We start from the raw sequence: 20289 nt of genomic DNA, 5'->3' as shown, positions 1-20289 counted from the left end.
AGGGCATGCGGCCCACGCTTCATGCATCGGGATGACATGCTCATGAACGACCAGGTCAGGACCATACTCATCGTGGGAGGCGGGACGGCGGGATGGATGGCCGCCGCGGCGCTGGCGAAGATGCTGGGCCCCGCCTATGGCATCCGGCTCATCGAGTCCGAGCAGATCGGCATCGTGGGCGTTGGCGAAGGCACGGTGCCCCACCTGAGCTTCTTCAACCGCATGCTGGGGATCGACGAAGCGGAGTTCGTGAAGCGGACCCAGGGCACGTTCAAGCTCGGCGTCCAGTTCAACGACTGGGGCAGGCTGGGCGATTCCTACATCCACGGTTTCGGCAGCATCGGCCACGACGTCGGCATGCAGCCGTTCCACCAGTACTGGCTGAAGGCGCGGCAGGAGGGGTGGGCCGGCGAGCTCGGGGACTACTCCCTCAACACGCTTGCCGCGCCGCGCAACAAGTTCATGACTTCGGCCGCCGACGTGCCGCCCACGTCGCCCCTGGCCAGCATCGCCTACGCATACCATTTCGATGCGGGTTTGTACGCGGGCTATTTGCGCGGCTATGCCGAAAAGCTCGGGGTGCGGCGCACCGAAGGCAGGATCGTGCAGACGCTGCTGCGCCCCGACGACGGTTTCGTCGAGGCCGTCGTGCTGGAGAGCGGCGAACGCGTGGAGGCGGATCTGTTCGTCGATTGCTCCGGGTTCGTCGGCTTGCTCATCGAGCAGGCGCTGCATACCGGTTACGAGGAGTGGACGCACTGGTTGCCGTGCGACCGGGCCCTGGCCGTTTCCTGCGAAAAGGTCGGGCCGCCGACGCCCTACACGCGTTCCACCGCCCATCGAGCCGGATGGCAGTGGCGCATCCCGTTGCAGTTCCGCACCGGCAACGGTCATGTCTACTCGAGCGCGCACCTCAGCGACGACGAGGCCGCAGCCATCCTGCTGAAGCACCTGGATGGCCGTCCACTGGGCGATCCGCGGCAACTGCGCTTCGTCACCGGCCGCCGCAAGCGGGCATGGAACCGCAACGTGGTCGCGCTGGGACTCGCCAGCGGTTTCATGGAGCCGCTGGAGTCCACCAGCATCTACCTGATCCAGGCGGGCATCGTGCGGCTGCTGACGCTGTTCCCGCGGCGCGATTGCAGCCCGGTGCTGCAGGATCGTTTCAATGCGCAATCGACGTTCGAGGCCGAGCGCATACGGGATTTCCTGATCCTGCACTACCACGCGACGCAGCGGGTCGACAGCGCGTTCTGGAAGCAGTGCCGGGAAATGTCGGTTCCCGCGACGCTGGAGGACAACATCGGCCTGTTCCGCGACACCGGCAGTTTCTTCCGCGAGGGCAATGAAATGTTCGGCGCGGCCAGCTGGGTGCAGGTGATGATCGGGCAGGGCATCCTGCCCGAGCGCTGCCATGCACTGGCGGGGCAGATGCCGGAAGCGGACTTGCGCCAATTCATGAAGGGCGTGCGCGACGTGGTGGAAAGCTGCGTGGATGCAATGCCCTCCCACGAAGCGTTCATCGCACGCCACTGTGCGGCGGTGATGCCAACGGCCACCGCGGCGGCGTAGGAGCCGCCGCGCATTTCCATCGGCCAGCTTCGCCGTTGTCGTCGCTTGACCGGGCGGCCCTTTCCATCGACACGAGGTTCGAATGCTTTCATCCAGATGGCGCCATCTGCACGTCTTCGCGCTGGTCGCGCTGACCGCACTGGTCGCGGGCGGCCCGGTACGGGCCGAGAAGTCGCCGCCGGCCGCGCCGCCGGCCGTCGAGACGCTGACCTATCACGGGCTGGCACCCGACCAGAAGGCGTTCATCGACGAGCTGGAGCGCCGCACCTTCGACTGGTTCTGGGAGAGCGCCGATCCGTACACCGGCCTGGTGCCGGACTCGTGGCCCAACCACACGTTTTCTTCCGTCGCCGCGATCGGTTTCGGCCTGACCGCCTACGGCATCGGCGCCGAGCGTGGCTACATCACGCGCGAACAGGCGGCGGAGCGCACGCTCACCACGCTGCGCTTCCTCGCGGCGGCGCCGCAGAACGGCAGCGAGGACGATGCCGCCGGCTACCGCGGCTTCTTCTACCACTTCCTCGACATGCAGACCGGCCGCCGCGAGGCCCGCTGGGTGGAGCTGTCCAGCGTGGACACCACCTTGCTGATGAACGGCGTGCTGTTCGCCCAGAGCTACTACGACAGCGCCACGCCTCGGGAACGCGAGATCCGGCAACTGGCCGACCGGCTCTACCGCGCGGTGGACTGGCCGTGGATGCAGGCGCGCAAGCCGCTGATCAGCATGGGCTGGACGCCCGGCGGGCAGTTCATCGCCACCGACTGGAAGGGCTACGACGAGGGCAAGATGGTCTACCTGCTGGCGCTGGGTTCGCCCACGCATCCGGTAGGTGACGATGCGTGGGCCGCCTGGTGTTCGACCTATCCGAAGCAGTGGGGCACGTTCCAGGGCCACACCTTCCTCAACTTCGCGCCGATGTTCGGCCACCAGTACACCGAAGCCTGGGTGGACTTCCGCGGCATCCGCGACGCCTGGAGCCGTGCGCACGGGCTGGACTACGCGGAGAACGGCCGACTCGCGGCCTACGCGCAGCGTGCCTATGCGATCGCCAACCCCGGCCAGTGGACGGGCTACGGCGCCGACGTGTGGGGACTGACCGCCAGCGACGGCCCGGGCGACCTCACCGTCACCTCGCCGCAGGGCGTGCGCCGTTTCAGCGGCTACATGGCGCGCGGCGCCGGGCTGAACGAGATCAACGACGACGGCACCATCGCGCCCACCGCGGCCGGCGGCTCCATCGCGTTCGCGCCGTCCATCGTGGTGCCCACGCTGATGGCGATGAAGCAGCGCTACGGCAACTACATCTACGGTCGCTACGGCTTCGTCGACTCGTTCAACCTGAGCTTCCACGAGACGCCCAGGGACGGCCGCACCTATCCCGGTTTCGGCTGGGCCGACAACCAGCAACTGGGCATCGACCAGGGGCCGATCCTGCTGATGATCGAGAACTGGCGCAGCGGACTGGTGTGGAAGGTGATGAAGAAAAACCCCTACATCCGTCGCGGCCTGCAGCGCGCCGGCTTCACCGGCGGCTGGCTGGAACGCGCCGACGCCAAGGCGGCCGCCGCCGCGTTGCCCTGAGGAAAGAACATGCGTCGTTTGCTGGCCGCCCTTGCCATCGCCTGTGTCGCCGTGCTGCCCATCCGGGCGCAGGCGGCGCCACAGCACACCGTGCGCATCGACGCTGCGGCCAAGGCAACCCCGTTCCCGCATTTCTGGGAGCAGATGTTCGGCTCGGGTCGCGCCGCGCTCAGCCTGCGCGAGGATTACCGCGACGACCTGCGCGCGGTGAAGCGCGTCGCCGATTTCCGCTACGTGCGCTTCCACGGCCTCCTCGACGACGAGAACGGCGTGTACACCGAGGACGAGCACGGCGAGCCGGTCTACAACTTCACCATGGTGGACCGGATCTACGACGGCCTGCTGCGCAACGGCGTGCGGCCGGTGGTGGAGATCGGCTTCATGCCGAAGAAGCTGGCGGCCAATCCCGATGCGCTGCATGCGTTCTGGTACAAGCCCAACGTATCGCCGCCGAAGGACTACGGGCGCTGGGACGGCCTGATGCGCGCGCTCGCGCAGCATCTGGTGCAGCGCTACGGCATCGACGAAGTCTCGACCTGGTACTTCGAGGTGTGGAACGAGCCGAACATCGACTTCTGGGGCGGCGTGCCGCGCCAGGCGTCATACTTCGAGCTGTACGACCACACCGCGCGCGCGCTGAAATCGGTGAGCACGCGCCTGCGCGTGGGCGGTCCGGCCACGGCGGCGGCTTCATGGGTCGGCGATTTCCTGGCGCATGCCGCGAGGAACCGGGTGCCGGTGGATTTCGTTTCATCGCACGGCTATGCGGACGATACGGTGGAAAACCTGTTCCACAGCGACAAGCCGGTGCCGGAAGACGAGCGCGTGTGCCGCGCCATCGGCAAGGTGCGCGGCGAGATCGCCGCGTCGCCGCTGCCGCACCTGCCCCTGTTCTGGACCGAGTGGAACGTGCCTGGGCGCGACAGGCTGCGCGACACCACCTACGTGGGGCCGGCGCTGGCGAACACCGTGCGCCAATGCGACGGGCTGGTGGACATGATGTCGTTCTGGACTTTCTCCGACGTGTTCGAGGAGAACGGCCCCAGCCGCGAACCGTTCAACGGCCAGTTCGGCCTGCGCGCCAGCGGCGGCATCGACAAGCCCAGCTATTACGACTTCGCGCTGCTGCACCAGCTGGGCGATGAGCGATTGGCGAATCCTTCCAGCGACGTGATCGTCACGCGCAGGAAGGACGGCAGCCTGGCCATCGCGGCCTGGAACCTGGTCGATCCGGGACAGCGCGGCGCCCCGCGCACGCTGCGCCTGGAATTCGCCAACCTGCCCGCGGACGCCGAGGTGACGGTGCAGCGCGTGGACGACAGTCACGGCAACGTGTTGCCGGTCTACGCCAGGATGGGCAGCCCGCGTTATCCGACGATGGCGCAGGTGGCGGAGATGAACGCGGCCACCGCGTTGCCGCCGCCGGCGCGCGAACGCCTCGATCGTGGCGGCTTGACGCTGGTACTGGAGCCCGATGCCCTGGTGCTGGTGACCGTCACGGGCCGCTGACCATGGTGCGCCGCGGGTATGTCGGTGGCCGATGCGTTTGCCCTCACAGGCGCATCGCCCTGGCAGCCCGCGGTGCGGGATCGGCGGAGGCGGATATGGGGCAGGGTGGATTCCGGCGATGGGTGCGCATGGCAACGGTTCTTGCCGTGCTGTGCCTCGCCGCCTGTACCGGCAAGCGCGACGACACCCTGGTGTTCTGGACCTTCGGGCCCGAGGGCGAGGCGGTGGCGAAGCTGTTGCCGGACTTCGAGCGCGCGCATCCGGACATCCGCGTCGAGGTGCAGCAGCTGCCGCTGAGCGCGGCGCACCAGAAACTGCTCACGGCGATCGCCGGCGGCACCACGCCGGACATGGCGCAGCTCGGCAACAGCTGGCTGCCCGAGATGGTGGCGCTGCGTGCGCTGGCGCCGCTGCAGGAACGCGTGGCCGCTTCGGCGGCGGTGGCGCCGTCGGACTACTTCGCCAGCATCTGGGCGACCAATGTCAGCGATGGCGCGCTGTACGGCATCCCCTGGTACGTGGACACGCGGCTGCTGTTCTATCGCCGCGACCTGCTGAAGCAGGCGGGTTTCGATGCGCCGCCGCGCGACTGGGCGGAATGGCGGCGCATGCTGGCCGCGCTCAGCGATCCCGCACGCAAGGTCTACGGCATCCTGCTGCCGACGAACGAGTACGAGCAGTTGCTGTCCCTCGCGCTGCAGCAGCCCGATCCATTGCTGCGCGACCACGACAGCCGCGGCAATTTCGCAAGCCCGGGCTTCAGGCGCGCGCTGCAGTTCTACCTGGACACCTTCCGCCTGCGCCAGGCGCCGGCGGTCACGAACGTGGAAGTGGGCAACCCGTGGGCGGAATTCGGCAAGGGCGTGTATGCGTTCTACCTGTCCGGGCCGTGGAACATCGGCGAGTTCCGCAAGCGCCTGCCGGCGGCCGAGCAGGGCAACTGGTCCACCGCGCCGCTGCCCGGACCGGATGGCCCCGGTGCCGGACTCGCGGGTGGCGCGAGCCTCGTGGTGTTCCGCGCGTCGAGGCATCAGCGTGCGGCATGGGCGCTGATCGAATACCTCTCGCAGCCCGAGGTGCAGCAGCGCTTCTACCGGCTCACCGGCAACATGCCGCCGCGGCGCAGCAGCTGGGATGGCCCATTGCTGCAGAATGACGCCGCCATGCATGCGTTCCGCGACCAGCTCGAACGGGTGAAGCCCACGCCGGCGATACCCGAGTGGGAACGCATCGCCGTGATGATGCAGCAGGTCGCCGCGCGCGCCGTGGCGGGTGGGCTGACGGTGGACCAGGCCACGGCGGAGATGGATCGCCAGGCCGATGCGATCCTGGCCAAGCGACGCTGGATGCTGGATCGCGCGGAGGCGCGGCGATGAAGGTTTCGCGCACGGCATGGCTGTTCCTCGCCCCCGCGCTGCTGGTGCTGGGCGTGTTCTTCCTGCTGCCGGTGCTCGGCGCGCTCGCGCTCAGCTTCACCGACTACGACCTCTACGCGCTGGCCGACCTGCACAACCTGCGCTTCGTGGCGCTGGGCAATTACTGGGTGCTGCTGCACCGGCCGCAGTTCTGGTCCGCGCTGTGGCACACGTTCTATTTCGTGCTGGTGGGCGTGCCGCTGTCGTTGGCCGCCTCGCTGGGCGCGGCGCTGCTGCTGCACTCGCCGCTGGCGCGCTGCAAGGCGTTCTTCCGCACCGCGCTGTTCGTGCCGGTGGTGACCACGGCGGTGGCGACGGCGGTGGTGTGGCGCTACCTGTTCAACACCAAGTACGGCTGGGCCAACCACGTGCTCGGCACGCTCGGCATCCATCCGGTGGACTGGCTGGGCGATCCGCACTGGGCGATGCCCACGATCATCCTGTTCGCGGTGTGGAAGAACTTCGGCTACAACATGATCATCCTGCTTGCCGGCCTGCAGGCGATTCCCGCCGATCTGTACGAAGCGGCGCGCATCGACGGCGCCTCGGCATGGCGGCAGTTCCGCCACATCAGCCTGCCGATGCTGGGGCCGACCCTGCTGATGGTGGCGATCCTCACGGTGTCGGGCTATTTCCAGCTGTTCGCCGAACCCTACGTGATGACCGAGGGCGGCCCGCTGGAAAGCACCACCAGCGTGCTGTACCTGATGTACGAGGACGGCTTCAAATGGTGGAACCTCGGCACCGCCTCGGCCGAAGCCTTCCTGCTGTTCCTGGTGATGTTCGCGGTGACCGCGGCGATGCTGCGCCTGTCGCGCCGGGAGGATGCATGAACCCGCGGCTGGCGAAGGCCATCGTCAACGGCCTGCTGCTGGGCGGCGCGCTGGCTGCGCTGTTCCCGCTGCTGTGGATGCTCGCGGTGTCGTTCATGCCGGCGGGCACGTCGAATGCGCTGCCGCCGCCGCTGTGGCCCGCGCATCCCACCCTGGACAACTACCGGCAGCTGTTCGCGCACACCGGCATGTGGCGCTACCTGCTCAACAGCCTGCTGATCTCCGGCGCGATCACGCTGCTGTCGCTGGCCTGCAACCTGCTGGCCGGCTATGCGTTCGCCAAGCTGCGTTTCGCGGGGCGCGAGCGGCTGTTCCGCACGCTGCTGGGCCTGCTGGTGGTGCCGGCCCAGGTGGCGATGCTGCCGCTGTTCCTGATGTTCAAGTACGCCGGCCTGGTGGACAGCTATGCCGGCGTGGTGATGCCCGGCATGGCGACGGTGCTGGGCATCTTCCTGGTGCGCCAGTACGCGCGCGGCCTGCCGGACGAGCTGCTGGAGGCGGCGCGCATCGACGGCGCGAGCGAGTGGTGCATCTTCGTGCGCATCGTGCTGCCCCTGCTGCGGCCGGTGGTGGCGACGCTGGCGGTGCTGACCTTCCTCACCGCGTGGAACGACTTCATGTGGCCGCTGATCCAGTTGACCGGGCAGCACCATTACACATTGCCGCTGGGATTGGCCTCGATGGCGCGCGAACACACCGAAGGCACCGAGCAGATGATGGCCGGCTCGGTGCTCACCGTGCTGCCGGTGCTGGCGCTGTTCCTCGCCATGCAGCGGCACTACCTCGATGGTCTGTTGCTGGGCAGCGTGAAGGGATGATGGCAGGCATGAACACACGAAGGCTTTCCTTGCTGGCGGTACTGGCGTGCGGGTGCTTGTACGCATGGGGCTGCAGCGCATCCGCCGCTGCGCCAACCACGCCGGCCTTCGACACGGCGCCGGCACGCGCGGCGCTGCAACGCCTGCTTCCGAAGCAACAGGCGCAATTCACGCTGGCGTCGCTGGACCGCGGGCAGGGTGCGGACCGCTTCGAGATCCGCGGCACGCCGGGGCACATCGTGGTGGCGGGCACCTCGCCCGCGGTCATCCTGACCGGCGTGGAGGCCTACCTGGAACAGGTGGCGCACGTCGGCATCGGCTGGCCGGGCGACAGCCTGTCGCGCCTGCCGTCCACCTTGCCGGCGCCGGCTGCGCCGATCGCCAGCCGCGCGGTGGTGCCGGATCGCTATGCGCTGAACGACACCGACGACGGCTATTCGAACGCCTACCTCGACTGGCCGGCGTGGGAACGCAAGATCGACCTGCTCGCCCTGCACGGCATCGGCGAGGTGTTCATGCCAGTCGGCACGGAGGAGGTGTATCGCCGTACCTTCCGGGATTTCGGCTACGACGACGCGCAGATGCGCGCGTGGATTCCCGCCGCCGCGCACCAGCCGTGGTGGCTGCTGCAGAACATGTCCGAGTTCGACGCGCCGCTGTCGCCGCCGCAGTACGCGCGCCGCGTGGCGCTGGCGCGGAAGATCGTGGCGCGCCTGCGCGAACTGGGCATGACGCCCGTGTTCCCCGGCTGGTTCGGCACCGTGCCGCCGGGTTTTGCGGCGAAGCATCCCGGCGCGAACGTGGTGGCGCAGGGCGAGTGGGGCGGCTTCGCGCGACCGGACTGGCTCGATCCGCGCGACCCGCTGTTCGCGAAGGTCGCGGCGGATTTCTATCGCCAGCAGCGCGAGCTGTTCGGCGACGGCACGATGTACAAGATGGATCTGCTGCACGAAGGCGGCCGCGCCGGCGACGTGCCGGTGGCGGATGCCGCCCGCGGCGTGATGAAGGCGCTGCAAACCGCGCATCCGGGCGCGCGCTGGGTGCTGCTGGGTTGGCAGCACAATCCGTTGCCGGACGTGCTCGACGCCGTGGACAAGCAGCGCCTGCTGATCGTCGACGGCCTGTCGGACCGCCACGACGGGCTGGATCGCGAGAAGGATTGGCACGACACGCCGTATGCCTTCGGCAGCATCCCGAACTTCGGCGGCCACACCACGCTGGGCGCGAACGCCGGCGTGTGGCTCGAGCGTTTTGCGGCATGGCGCGACAAGCCCGGCAGCAAGCTGCGCGGCATCGCCTGGATGCCCGAGGCCAGCGGCATCGATCCGGCGGCGTTCGCCCTGTTCACCGCGCTCGCGTGGGAGCCGGTGCCGCACGACGAAGCCGCCTGGTTCAAGGCCTACGCCGAGCACCGCTACGGCGGCGCCGACGCGCATGGCGAGGCCGCGTGGCGCGTCCTCGGCGAAACGGCCTATGCGATGCCGTCGAACGGCGACTCGGAGCCGCAGGACGGCTTGTTCAGCGCGCGCCCCGCGCTGGACGTGTCGACGGCGGCGTCATGGTCGCCGAAGCAGATGCGCTACGACGCCGGGCATTTCGACCGGGCCATCTGCGAATTGCTGCAGGTGGCCCCCGCGCTGCGCGACACCAGCGCCTACCGCCACGACGTGGTGGACGTGGCGCGGCAGACGATGGCCAACCACGCCCGCCTGCTGCTGCCCCGGATCAAGGCAGCCTACGAGGCGAAGGACGCCGCGCGCCTGCACGCCCTGTCCACCGAATGGCTGGACAACATGGCGCTGCTCGACCGCCTGCTCGCCAGCGATCCCGGGTTCCTGCTCGGCAACTGGCTGGCGCCGGCACGCGCGGCCGCGGCCGGCGAAGCCGAGGCGGCGCAATTCGAGTACGACCAGCGCACGCTGATCACCATCTGGGGCGACCGCGGCGACGCCGATCGCGGCGGCCTCCACGACTATGCCAACCGCGAGTTGTCCGGCCTGGTGAGCGGCCTGTATGCGCCGCGCTGGCGCCGCTTTTTCGAATCGCTGCAGCAATCGCTGGCGACCGGCAAGCCGCCCGCGGCGATCGACTGGTACGCGATGGAACATGCGTGGGCGGTTTCGCGCGAGGCGGAGCCGACCACGCCGCGGGGCGAGCCGTGGCAACTGGCGTCCGAGGTGGCGCAGCGACTCGGGATCTGCACGCCGTGATCCGCCCGCCTGTCCGCGTAGACCTTGCCGTTTCAGTCGATGCGCGTGCCGTCGTGCGGATCGAAGAAGTGCACGCGCTGCGATGCGATGCCGAGGCGCACGATCTCGCCCGGCGCGCAGGCAGTACCCGGCGGCGTGCGCGCGACCAGCGCGGCATCGCCATGGCGCAGATTGAGGAAGACCTCGTTGCCCACCGGCTCCAGCACTTCCAGCCGCGCTTCCAGCGCGGGGCCGGGATCATCGGCGGCGAGCGGATGCAGGTCCTCCGGGCGCAGGCCGAGGATGATTTCGCGATCGCGCCAGCCGTCGAGCGCGGCAGCCTGCGGCGCCGTGCCGAGCCGGATGACGCCGCCGGCGGTGGCGAGCGCGAGGCCATTGTCGACATGCAGGGTGCCGCGCAGCAGGTTCATGCCGGGGCTGCCCAGGAAGCCGGCGACGAACAGGTTGGCGGGGCGCTGGTAGAGGCGCATCGGCGTGTCGATCTGCTGGATCACGCCGCGGTCGAACACCACGATGCGCTGGCCCAGCGTCATCGCCTCGACCTGGTCGTGCGTGACGTACACCGTGGTGGAGCCGAAGCGCCGGTGCAGCCGCGCGATCTCCACGCGCATCGACAGGCGCAGCCGCGCGTCGAGGTTGGACAGCGGCTCGTCGAGCAGGAACACCGCGGGCTGGCGCACCATCGCGCGGCCCAGCGCCACGCGCTGGCGCTGGCCGCCGGAGAGCGCGGCGGGGCGCGCGTCCAGCCGCTGGTCGAGTTCCAGCAGGCGCGCCACCTCGTCCACGCGCTGCGTTATTTCCGCACGCGGCAGGCCGCGCAGGCGCAGGCCGAAGCCGAGGTTCTCGGCCACCGTCATGTGCGGGTAGAGCGCGTAGTTCTGGAACACCATGGCGATGTCGCGATCCTTCGGCGGCACCTCGTTCACCACGCGGTCGCCGATGCGCACCGTGCCGGCGCTGACGCTTTCCAGCCCGGCGATCATGCGCAGCAGGGTGGTCTTGCCGCAGCCGGACGGCCCCACCAGCACCAGCAGTTCGCCGTCGCCGATGTCGAAGCTGGCACCGGCGACGGCGACATGTCCGTCGGGGTAGACCTTGCGCACGTTGTCGAGACTGACCTTGGCCATCGGCGTTGCATGCTCCGGGGTGGATGTCGCGTTGCGGCGTTCGCTGTCGCGGGACATGACTACTGGGGAGTGCATCCCGGGACGGCGTTCGGCTATTCTCGGGATGTAATCGATTACATCAAGCCGCGCTGCGGCATTTCAGAGTTCGTGTGGCCATGACCCGACGATTCCGCTTCCCCGACGACTTCGTGTGGGGTGCAGCCACTTCCGCCTACCAGATCGAAGGTTCGCCGCTGGCCGACGGCGCCGGCCCCAGCATCTGGGAGCGTTTCGCGCACACGCCCGGCATGATGGCGGACGGCGATACCGGCGACGTGGCCTGCGACCATTACCGCCGCTACAAGGACGACGTGCGCCTGATGCGCGCGCTGGGCCTGCAGAGCTACCGCTTCAGCGTGAACTGGGCGCGCGTGCTGCCCGAGGGCACCGGGCGGGTCAATCCGAAGGGCCTCGATTTCTACTCGCGCCTGGTCGACGAGCTGCTGGAAAACGGCATCGTGCCGAACGTCACGCTGTTCCACTGGGACCTGCCGGCCGCGCTGGACGACCGCGGCGGCTGGCTCAACCGCGACAGCGCGCACTGGTTCGCCGAATACGCCCAGACCATGTTCAAGGCGCTGGACGACCGCGTGCCGTTCTGGTCCACGCTCAACGAGCCCTGGGTGGTGGTGGACGGCGGCTACCTGCGCGGCACGCTGGCGCCGGGCCACCGCAGCCTGTACGAGGCGCCGATCGCGGCGCACAACCTGATGCGCGCCAGCGGCGCCGGCATCCAGGCCTATCGCGCGCACGGGCGGCACCGGATCGGCGTGGTGTTCAACATCGAGCCCAAGTACCCGGCCTCCGACAGCGCGGACGACCTCGCCGCCACGCGCCGCGCGAACGCCTACATGAACCAGCAGTTCGCCGATCCCGCGCTGCTCGGCAGCTATCCGCCGGAGCTGCGCGAGGTGTACGGCGCCGCCTGGCCGGATTTCCCGGCGGACGATTTCCGGCTGACGAAGCAGCCGGTCGATTTCGTGGGGCTGAACTACTACACCCGCGCCGTGGTGCGCCACGACGAGCAGGCGTGGCCGCTGCGCGCCGCGCCGGTGACGCAGCCGCACGTCACCCGCACCGAGACCGGCTGGGAGGTCTACGAGCAGGGCCTCACCGACATGCTGACCGGGTTCCGGCGCCGCTACGGCGACATCCCGCTCTACATCACCGAGAACGGCGCCGCGTTCTACGACCCGCCGTCGGTGCAGGGCGAGGTGCTGCACGATCCGCTGCGCACGGACTACCTGCGCCGGCATCTCAAGGCCGCGCACGCGGCGATCGAGGCCGGTATCGATCTCAGGGGCTATTACGCGTGGTCGCTGCTGGACAACCTCGAATGGTCGCTGGGTTTCGCCAAGCGCTTCGGGCTGTACCACGTCGATTTCGCCACGCAGAAACGCACGCCCAAGGCCAGCGCCCGGCTGTATGCCCGGGTGATCGCCAGCCAGGGCGAGGCGCTGGACGAGCCGCAAGGCCATCCCACCAAGCACACGGAAGCGGAGGAAACGAGATGAAGAAGACGAAACCGGCCCGGACCCACGCCCTGGCGGCGCTGCTGGCCGCGGCCCTGCTTGCCGTCGGCGCGCCGCAGGTGGCGGCCGCCGCGAACGCTGCGGTGCAGGTCCGCGTGGACGCGAAGGCGCACGGCACGCCGTTCCCGCACTTCTGGGAGGAGATGTTCGGCTCCGGCCGCGCCTCGCTCACGCTGCGCGACGACTATCGCAAGGACCTGGCGGAGGCGAAGCGGATCACCGGCTTCAGCTACGTGCGCTTCCACGGCATCCTCGACGACGACGTGGGCCTGTTCCAGCTCGGCAAGGCCGGCCAGCCGTTCTACAACGCCGCCGACAAGTCGGGCGGCGACGGCCAGCCGGTGTACAACTTCTCCTACGTCGACCAGATCTACGACGGCCTGCTGGAGCGCGGCGTGCGCCCGTTCGTGGAGCTGGGCTTCATGCCCAGGGACCTGAGCTCCGATCCCAAGGCGCTGCAGGACTTCTGGTACCACCCGAACGTCGCGCCGCCGAAGGACTACGCGCTGTGGGACGGCATGATCCGCGCGTTCGCCCAGCACCTGGTCGCGCGCTACGGCATCGACGAGGTGTCGCAGTGGTACTTCGAGGTGTGGAACGAGCCGAACATCGGCTTCTGGGCCGGCAACCCCAAGATGGAAACGTATTACACGCTGTACGACCACACCGCGCGCGCGCTGAAGTCGGTGAGCCCGCGCCTGCGCGTGGGCGGCCCGTCCACCGCGCAGGCCGCCGAGGTCGCCGGCTTCCTCAGGCACGTGCACGCGGCCGACGTGCCGCTGGACTTCGTCAGCACCCACGTCTACGGCGACGACACCGCCGAGAACGTGTTCCGCACCGACGAGAACATCCCGCGCAAGGACATGGTGTGCCGCGCGGTGGACAAGGTGCACAAGGAAATCCAGGCCTCGCCGTATTCGAAGCTGCCGTTCTTCATGAGCGAGTACAACGCCTCTTACGCGAACCTGCCGAACGTCACCGACACCGTGTACATGGGCCCGTGGCTCGCGAACACCATCCGCGCCTGCGCGGGCAAGGTGGACGCGATGAGCTACTGGACGTTCTCCGACGTGTTCGAGGAAGGCGGCGTGGTGCGTTCGCCGTTCTACGGCGGTTTCGGGCTGATCGCCGAGCGCAACATCGCCAAGCCGTCGTTCAACGCGTTCGCGATGCTGCACAGGCTGGGCGACGTGCGGCTGCCGGTGGCCTCCGACTCGGCCATCGCCACCCGCCGCGCCGACGGCACCGTGGTGCTGGCGCTGTGGAACTACGCGCCGCCGGTGGGCGACACCGCCGCCTATACGGTCGGCAAGCCGAAGGGCGAGGTGCGGCACTTCGAGGTCGAGCTGTCGGCGCTGCCGGCGCAGGCCACCGCCCAGGTGTGGCGGCTGGACGAGAACCACGGCAACGTCATCGCCACGTTCGACCGCATGGGGCGGCCGGCCTTCCCCAGCCGCGAGCAGATCGAACAGCTGCGCGAGGCGGGCAAGCCCAGCGCGCCGGAGCAGCTCGCCGTGCACGGCGGCAAGCTGGGGCTGGACATCCCGCCCCAGGGGCTGGTGGTGATCGAGGTGAAATGACCCCGGGCGGCGGGCTTGCCCGCCGCCATCCCGCCGTGGCCCCGGTCAGGGCACGGCCTGCACGGGAACGGTGCTGGACCGCGGGCGGCCCCTCCACTGGAGGGCTAGGCGTTCAGTTAATCTGTTGATATCGCCCCGCAAGGGACGCTATAACCCCCGGGATTCGTCCCGGGGGTTTTCTTTTGCCACGTGCCTATCGAAAGAAGTCGGGATCTCGTGTTCCATCCGCCGCCAACGGCATGCAGCTAAACTGCTGCCGGAACCCTCGCTGCCCGAGCTTTGGTGTGCATCCCCTCGAAGGGGTGAGTCGCTGGACGAACCCGGATCAACCGGATGCCTACATCGTCATAGGAACATCGGCGGCATCCAAGGGTCGGTCGAGCCTGCAATGCCGGCAATGCAAAGAGACGACCGCTCTGATCAGCAATGCTGCGGTCGTCGAGGAGCGGGATCGACTGCTTACCTGGTACCGCCCGACTCCCATGAGTGCTTGCCGAACCCCAGGGTGTGAAAACCAGGGGCGGGATGTAGTCGAAGCGCCGGAGGCCTACCAGCGCTTTGGCCGGACCGACACTGGTTCACCGCGCTATCGATGTCGCGTGTGTCGGCGAACGTTCTCGTCGTGCCGTTCCGTCACCCACCGATTGCGTCAGCCTGAAAAGACGCTCGAGGTCTACCGCTACCTCATAAATCGCGTGGCCATGCGGCGCCTCTGCGAGATCGCCGACATCCGACCGGCGACGCTCTATCAGCGAATCGAACTCATCCACGAACGGTGTCGGGCATTTGCCGCGTTCCACGAACGCCCCTTACTGGCAGGAAAACTGCTGGGTAACGTCCACATCGCCACGGATCGGCAGGAGCATCTGCTCAATTGGGCGAGTGCCATAGACCGGCGGCAAAGTGTATTAATGGCCACCGCGAGCGCTGAGGGTAAATCCGGCTATATCCTGGCGCAGCACGTGAATTTCGATCCGGACGCGGATCCTTTCGCCTGTGATCTCGCGGCGAGAGAGGCGGGTGACCCAGACCTGCACGTGGGGTTTCGCCGCTTCGCCCGGCTTTGGCTGCCTCATGAGCGTTTGGACGCGTCGCCGTCCGGTGATCGCGAAGCCGAACTGACGACGCATGAAGATTTCCGTCCCGCCAGTCGTGGCACTCCAGTGCACGAAAACATCGCCATGGCTGCCCATTTCCAGGTGCTTCGTCGCTTGCTCGCGGGTGCCGACCATATTCAGTTCTCGCTGGATCGCGAGCCTGGCATCGAACGTACCTGCTTGCTGACCTTTGCCGACCGCATACGGCGTGGCTCGCTTGATGCCTTTCTGGTCCGTATCAACAAGACCTTGACGGTGAACGCGAAGCGAGCAGCGCTGTGGGAGGCGGAGGCGGCGTTGGCACGGGAGCGGACGAACCATCCTGGCCGAAGCGACGTCGAAGTGTTGTTTGCCATGCTGGCCGCGCGCTACCGCGTTGCGGTGCAGAACATCCCGCGCCCGCGGGATCGATGGATCGTGCATCCCTATCCGGCCATCAATGAGCCGGAGCGCGCCAGTGTTTGCCTAACCGACAACGGGCAGCGCGAGACGGGTCGCCTGCTGCAGGGGTATGCACGCGCCAGTTTGCGGAGCATTGACCGCTACTTCATGCAGATTCGGCGCAAGATTCACCTGTTGGAGCGCCCGATCCACAGTTCGAGTGCCGATGGCCGAGCGTTCTACGGCTACAGCGCCTACAGCGCGCTGGTGGTGATCCGCTTGCTCGACATCTTCCGTGTGACCTACAACTTCCACCTGACCGGCAAGCAGAAGACGACACCGGCACAGCGCTTGGGGCTGACAGATCGCGTCTGGACTCTGGATGAAATATTGGCATTTGAAGGCGGCTAGCGAGCCTTGCCTGGCAGGAACCAAGGGCTCGCCATCGATAGATTGCGCAGGATTACCACCTGCTTCGGAGGCTTGGCCTTCGGCTGATCCAGGCCGTATCGCTGGGCGAAATACCCAATCAAGCAACGGCGCAATGGCACAGACCAGACCGGTCCATGCCGGTTGGCCCGCATGCCGAACTCGCGTGCCACCACCTGCTGTTGGTGGGAATTCAACGCCGGGTGAGGGATGACCTCCAGCATGAGGCTAGTTTGCCAATCCTCATCATCTTCGCTGGATTTTGGGCTTTGCGAAAGCGCCAGCGTGGGATATTCCATCCGTTGCAGGGCGAAGTTGCGAAATTCCTGACTGCGTTCGTCCAGAGCGCGAACATGCCATCGCACCCCGGTATGCACGAGCGCATGTGGCCACAACGTGCGGCGAGTCGGCTGGTTGGCACTCATGGAGTGATAGAGCACCTCGACGCCACGGTTCTGACGGATGGCCTGCACGAGGGTCTGTAGTACGGGTTTGGTGATGCCATGGTCCGGCATCGGCACAGCCATCGTCGGTACGGGGCCGCCCGCCAAAAGCGGCAGCATGGCGGTCGAGCCGCTTTCTGCATACGTCAGCTGAAGCGCCAGATATTCCGCCGGATCATCCGAGGCGAACCGAGGCTTGAAGCGTGGACCCGGCACGTAGATCCGTTGACGCGGTTCGAAGACAAGGCTCTTGGGGTAGGACGTCTCGTAGTCACGCAAATCCTTCGTGACGTGATTGCGCGCGACCCCGAAAACTTCGCTCACGCGCGCCCGCTGGATACCGCCCTCCCAAAGCAGCGTGGACTCGACGAAACGAAACCGTTCGCGCTGGGCAAAAGTCAGGTCCATCGCTGACGCCAAGGCCATATCAATCAAAACATGTATAGCAATGATGTTGCGTAGTCTACATATTTTGCTTACTATCGCAATACGGTGCTACTAGGCCACCATTGGGACGCGACAGATCAGTACGGTGCGATGACGGACAAACGCCTCCACCTTTGGCTGAATGGACTGGGTTACGACTCGGCCTCGCCGTCCCTGCATATGGCCGGGTCAGCGTCGAGTCGCCACCCCTACGCACCCGAACTCCACGACCTGCTCCAGCCGACCGACTCGGTCGGCGTTCAAGCCGTCTTCGATGTTGAAGGGGTGCCTACGGTCGGCTTCCTGGTCGACGACGGCTCACTGCTGCTCGATGAAGCGCGCCTTACGACGCTGCGTCAGCGCGTGTGGAACCAGGGGCTTTTGTCCGTTCTCTTGGTGTGCACGGCAGAAACCGTCGTGCCCGTCCCGGTCGTACCCAAGCGGGCCGCAGGCACCGCCCTGTCGCTCTCCGACGCACGACCGGATGGCCCGCTCTCTTGTGCTGATATCCAGTCCGGCGACGTTCGTGAGCGATATCCCGATTGGTTCCGGCAGGAAGAGCGCGTAGACCGCAAGCTCCTCGCCAATCTGCGTGAGACGGTACGACACCTGGCAGCCGAGTCCCCCAAGGGGGCAGCGTTGTCGCGCGACGATGCACAGTACCTGGTGGGCCAGGTGCTGTTTGTCTCGTATCTGGAACACCGCGGCATCGTCAGCCCGGTCTATCGCGACAAACGCAAGGTCGGCGTGCTGCGTGCACTGGTGGCACAACGTGACCGGGCCGGGCTGGAGCACCTTCTGGCGCGCCTGAAGAAGGACTTCAACGGCGACTTCCTCGAGCCCGAAAACGGGACCACCTCCCTGTGGGTGGAGTTGTCCGACCGCGGGTACGAGATCATCAGCGACTTTCTCGATGCCACAGACCTGGAGCGAGCCCAGCCAAGCTTCTTCCCGTACAACTTCCGCTACATTCCGGTGGAATTGCTGTCGGGTATCTACGAGTCGTTCCTGGGACGAGACTCGAAGAAGCAACTGGCGGCGTACTACACCCCGCGGCATCTGGCCAACCTGGTAGTGACCCAGGCGCTTGAGCACTCGCGCGACGTGCTCGCCGAGCGCATTTTCGATGGCGCCTGCGGTTCGGGCATTCTTTTGACCACCGCCTTCCGCCGCATGCTTGGCGAGGCCGAGGCACGCCGGCAGGGTGTGCAGCTGTCGCTGCGCGAACGCATCACGCTCCTAAAGGAACACATCTTCGGCAGCGACCTAAGCAGGGCCGCCTGCAAGGTGACCGCGTTCAGTCTGTACTTGTCGTTGCTCGAACGACTGGAGCCGAACGACATCGTGGCATTGCAAGAGGACGCGCAGGTCAAACTGCCGACGCTGCAAGGCAAGAACCTCTTCAGCGGTGATGCCGAGGGCGACTTCTTTTCCCCGACCAATCCGCACTTGAAGCGGCGCGACCTCACTTTGTGTTTGTCCAATCCTCCGTGGATGGAGCCTGATCCGGGGGAACGCACCTCGGCGGATACATGGGTGGAAAAGGTGTCGAAGGAGGCACAGGAGAAGGTGCCACGCGCCTTGCGTCAGATGGCGGCCGATTACGCCTGGCGCGCGGAAGACTACCTGGCGGAAAACGGGCGCCTCTGCCTGATCCTGCCGATGAGCCTCTTGCTGAAGTCGACCAGCCAAGAGTTTCTGGCCGGCTGGTTGACGCGTGTCATCTGGCGTCGCGTGATCAATTTCGGTGACCTCAAGGAGCTGTTGTTCGACGACGGGCGCTTCTCCTGTGTGGTCTTGCTCGCAGAGCGTCGGGGCCCGGACGCGACCGGCCAACACACCATTCCGCCCACTGAGACCTTCGAGTATTGGGCACCCAAGGCCGACGTCGGCCTAGCCTTCGGTCGTCTGACCTTGCATGGAGTGGATCGTCACGAAGTACAGACCCAGGCGATCGCCCATTCGAACCGGGAGCTGGTGACCCGGATGTGGGGGGATGATTTCGACTTGGCGCTGTGGGCCAAGCTAAGGCTGCGCGGCACCTTCGGCGACCTTTTTCGCGGTCCTCGGCAACGGTGGCGGCGACGCAAGGGATTCCACCGCACCGACAATGCCGTACCGCGAACCGACTGGGTCAGCAGTCGACCGCTCTGGGATCGTCCGTTCATTCGTCCGTCGCATCTCTACGACTGCCCGGTGGCGTTGCCCGCGGAAGCCGAGCCCTTTCCGCGACGCGAGATCACACACCTGCCTCGCGATCCGGACGACCTGATGGATCTCTTCAATGGGCCGCGCATCCTGTTCCCGGACGGACCCGCCCCGGATCGCTCAGTGCGTGCTGCGTTCGTGAACGGCCCGGCATCGTTCATGAGCAGTGTGGGTGTCATCGTCGGCCCGGTCGAGGACGAAGACCTGCTGCGGTTCGCGGCCATCTACTTGCGCTCGGATCTGGTGCGTTACTTCATGGTGACGCAGCTCTACCAGTTGCTCAGCGACCGTGACCGCGTGTCGTTGACCGACATCGACCGCTTTCCGTTCTATCCGCCGGAGCGGCATCCGCAGCCGGAGGCCGCCCGGGCGATCGTTCGGCAGGTGGCCGACATGACCCGCGTGTTGGAGCGCACGAACCCCTTGCAGCGCGAACAGCGCTGGATGGAGCGGCGGCCCGACGTGGAACGCTTGCTGGAGAACTACTTCGGCCTCAATGACGATACCCAGGCGATGGTGCACGAGACGGTGGAATCCATCCTGCCGGCGATGCGCCCCTATGGGTTGTCGCGCGTCTTCGAACTGGCACGCCTGCGCGTGTCCGAATCCCAGGCCGCGGCCTACACGACTGCACTGCGAACCGAATTGGAGGCCTGGCGTGATGCACGCGGCGGTGAGGGGGGGTTTGCCGTCGAGGCTTTCCTGACACGACAGGATCGCAGCGGCCCGTTCGGGATCGTGCGCGTCTCGCTGACTCCCACAGGCAAACCCAAGGCGCATAGCACCCATGACGATGCCGTCGTGCAACAGGTCTTGGCCCAATTGCGGCAGCGTGACCTTCTCCCGCTGTCGGTGAGCGACGGCCTGTATTTCGTACCCGACGTCGTGCTGGTGGCCGGAGACGCCGTCTACCTCATCAAGCCGCAGGCCGAACGCCTCTGGCTTCGCCGGCAGGCGCACCGCGATGCCGAGCGCATCGTCGAGGCGACCACCCAAGTGCCACGTGCCAAGGAGCGGGCCGCTTGATGACTGACAGGACGTCGTGGCATCGAGCATTCAAGGCGGGTGATGCTCCCACGGTCGTCCGT

General features: G+C 67.1%; 13 protein-coding genes. 11 read left to right on the top strand and 2 right to left on the bottom strand.

The window, feature by feature from the left end; all coding sequences use genetic code 11:
* The first annotated feature begins 42 nt into the window (after positions 1-42).
* From PCA_RS15545 to PCA_RS15515, 7 genes are all read left to right on the top strand, one after another.
* A complete protein-coding gene (locus tag PCA_RS15545; RefSeq protein WP_181303522.1) occupies positions 43-1572 on the top strand; it encodes a tryptophan halogenase family protein in 1530 nt (509 codons plus the stop codon).
* An 82-nt stretch (positions 1573-1654) separates the two neighbouring features.
* Entirely contained in the window at positions 1655-3154 is a 1500-nt protein-coding gene (locus tag PCA_RS15540) for a glucoamylase family protein (protein WP_181303521.1), read from the top strand.
* Positions 3155-3163: 9 nt separating this feature from the next.
* Entirely contained in the window at positions 3164-4663 is a 1500-nt protein-coding gene (locus PCA_RS15535; protein WP_181303520.1) for a glycosyl hydrolase family 39, read from the top strand.
* A 128-nt stretch (positions 4664-4791) separates the two neighbouring features.
* Positions 4792-6039, top strand: coding sequence for a sugar ABC transporter substrate-binding protein (locus PCA_RS15530; RefSeq protein WP_255436913.1), 1248 nt, complete (start codon positions 4792-4794; stop codon positions 6037-6039).
* On the top strand, positions 6036-6911 hold the full coding sequence (locus PCA_RS15525) for a sugar ABC transporter permease (RefSeq protein ID WP_181303518.1): 876 nt from the start codon (positions 6036-6038) through the stop codon (positions 6909-6911). The genes PCA_RS15530 and PCA_RS15525 overlap by 4 nt, the downstream gene beginning before the upstream one ends.
* Complete coding sequence (locus tag PCA_RS15520; RefSeq protein ID WP_181303517.1) at positions 6908-7729, top strand: carbohydrate ABC transporter permease; 822 nt, start codon at positions 6908-6910, stop codon at positions 7727-7729. Before PCA_RS15525 ends, PCA_RS15520 begins: the two co-directional genes overlap by 4 nt.
* Before the next feature lie 8 nt (positions 7730-7737).
* Positions 7738-9939 carry an alpha-N-acetylglucosaminidase gene (locus PCA_RS15515; protein WP_181303516.1) on the top strand — a complete coding sequence of 734 codons (2202 nt, stop codon included), beginning with the start codon at positions 7738-7740 and terminating at the stop codon, positions 9937-9939.
* Positions 9940-9971: 32 nt separating this feature from the next.
* Here the strand turns inward: PCA_RS15515 and ugpC are convergent, their stop codons facing one another.
* On the bottom strand, positions 9972-11066 hold the full coding sequence (ugpC, locus tag PCA_RS15510; protein ID WP_181303575.1) for a sn-glycerol-3-phosphate ABC transporter ATP-binding protein UgpC: 1095 nt from the start codon (positions 11064-11066) through the stop codon (positions 9972-9974).
* Positions 11067-11221: 155 nt separating this feature from the next.
* Here ugpC and PCA_RS15505 point away from each other — a divergent pair, with 155 nt between their 5' ends.
* The 3 genes from PCA_RS15505 to PCA_RS15495 all read left to right on the top strand — a co-directional run bounded on the left by PCA_RS15505 (position 11222) and on the right by PCA_RS15495 (position 16106).
* Positions 11222-12619: a GH1 family beta-glucosidase gene (locus PCA_RS15505; RefSeq protein WP_181303515.1), complete on the top strand. Its 1398-nt coding sequence runs from the start codon at positions 11222-11224 to the stop codon at positions 12617-12619.
* Complete coding sequence (locus PCA_RS15500; RefSeq protein WP_181303514.1) at positions 12616-14217, top strand: glycosyl hydrolase family 39; 1602 nt, start codon at positions 12616-12618, stop codon at positions 14215-14217. The genes PCA_RS15505 and PCA_RS15500 overlap by 4 nt, the downstream gene beginning before the upstream one ends.
* 284 nt (positions 14218-14501) lie before the next feature.
* Positions 14502-16106 carry a hypothetical protein gene (locus tag PCA_RS15495; protein ID WP_181303513.1) on the top strand — a complete coding sequence of 535 codons (1605 nt, stop codon included), beginning with the start codon at positions 14502-14504 and terminating at the stop codon, positions 16104-16106.
* On the opposite strand, the gene PCA_RS15490 is transcribed toward PCA_RS15495, so the two are convergent.
* Positions 16103-16975 carry a WYL domain-containing protein gene (locus PCA_RS15490; RefSeq protein ID WP_181303512.1) on the bottom strand — a complete coding sequence of 291 codons (873 nt, stop codon included), beginning with the start codon at positions 16973-16975 and terminating at the stop codon, positions 16103-16105. The genes PCA_RS15495 and PCA_RS15490 overlap by 4 nt on opposite strands.
* A 129-nt stretch (positions 16976-17104) precedes the next feature.
* Between PCA_RS15490 and PCA_RS15485 the strand changes: the two genes are divergently transcribed.
* Positions 17105-20227 carry an N-6 DNA methylase gene (locus PCA_RS15485; protein ID WP_181303511.1) on the top strand — a complete coding sequence of 1041 codons (3123 nt, stop codon included), beginning with the start codon at positions 17105-17107 and terminating at the stop codon, positions 20225-20227.
* Positions 20228-20289: the final 62 nt, after the last annotated feature.

The organism is Rhodanobacter sp. PCA2, from assembly GCF_013620825.1.
Classification (GTDB): domain Bacteria; phylum Pseudomonadota; class Gammaproteobacteria; order Xanthomonadales; family Rhodanobacteraceae; genus Rhodanobacter_A.
The sequence above is the reverse complement of the archived record's forward strand: the minus strand, read 5'-3'. Positions and strand labels throughout refer to the sequence as shown.

Excerpts from the sequence above, each read along its gene's own strand:
- ugpC (WP_181303575.1), bottom strand. The coding sequence starts at position 11,066 with ATGGCCAAGGTCAGTCTCGACAACGTGCGCAAGGTCTACCCCGACGGA.
- PCA_RS15535 (WP_181303520.1), top strand. The coding sequence starts at position 3,164 with ATGCGTCGTTTGCTGGCCGCCCTTGCCATCGCCTGTGTCGCCGTGCTG.
- PCA_RS15490 (WP_181303512.1), bottom strand. The coding sequence starts at position 16,975 with ATGGACCTGACTTTTGCCCAGCGCGAACGGTTTCGTTTCGTCGAGTCC.
- PCA_RS15530 (WP_255436913.1), top strand. The coding sequence starts at position 4,792 with ATGGCAACGGTTCTTGCCGTGCTGTGCCTCGCCGCCTGTACCGGCAAG.
- PCA_RS15540 (WP_181303521.1), top strand. The coding sequence starts at position 1,655 with ATGCTTTCATCCAGATGGCGCCATCTGCACGTCTTCGCGCTGGTCGCG.
- PCA_RS15505 (WP_181303515.1), top strand. The coding sequence starts at position 11,222 with ATGACCCGACGATTCCGCTTCCCCGACGACTTCGTGTGGGGTGCAGCC.
- PCA_RS15520 (WP_181303517.1), top strand. The coding sequence starts at position 6,908 with ATGAACCCGCGGCTGGCGAAGGCCATCGTCAACGGCCTGCTGCTGGGC.
- PCA_RS15485 (WP_181303511.1), top strand. The coding sequence starts at position 17,105 with ATGACGGACAAACGCCTCCACCTTTGGCTGAATGGACTGGGTTACGAC.
- PCA_RS15545 (WP_181303522.1), top strand. The coding sequence starts at position 43 with ATGAACGACCAGGTCAGGACCATACTCATCGTGGGAGGCGGGACGGCG.
- PCA_RS15515 (WP_181303516.1), top strand. The coding sequence starts at position 7,738 with ATGAACACACGAAGGCTTTCCTTGCTGGCGGTACTGGCGTGCGGGTGC.
- PCA_RS15500 (WP_181303514.1), top strand. The coding sequence starts at position 12,616 with ATGAAGAAGACGAAACCGGCCCGGACCCACGCCCTGGCGGCGCTGCTG.
- PCA_RS15525 (WP_181303518.1), top strand. The coding sequence starts at position 6,036 with ATGAAGGTTTCGCGCACGGCATGGCTGTTCCTCGCCCCCGCGCTGCTG.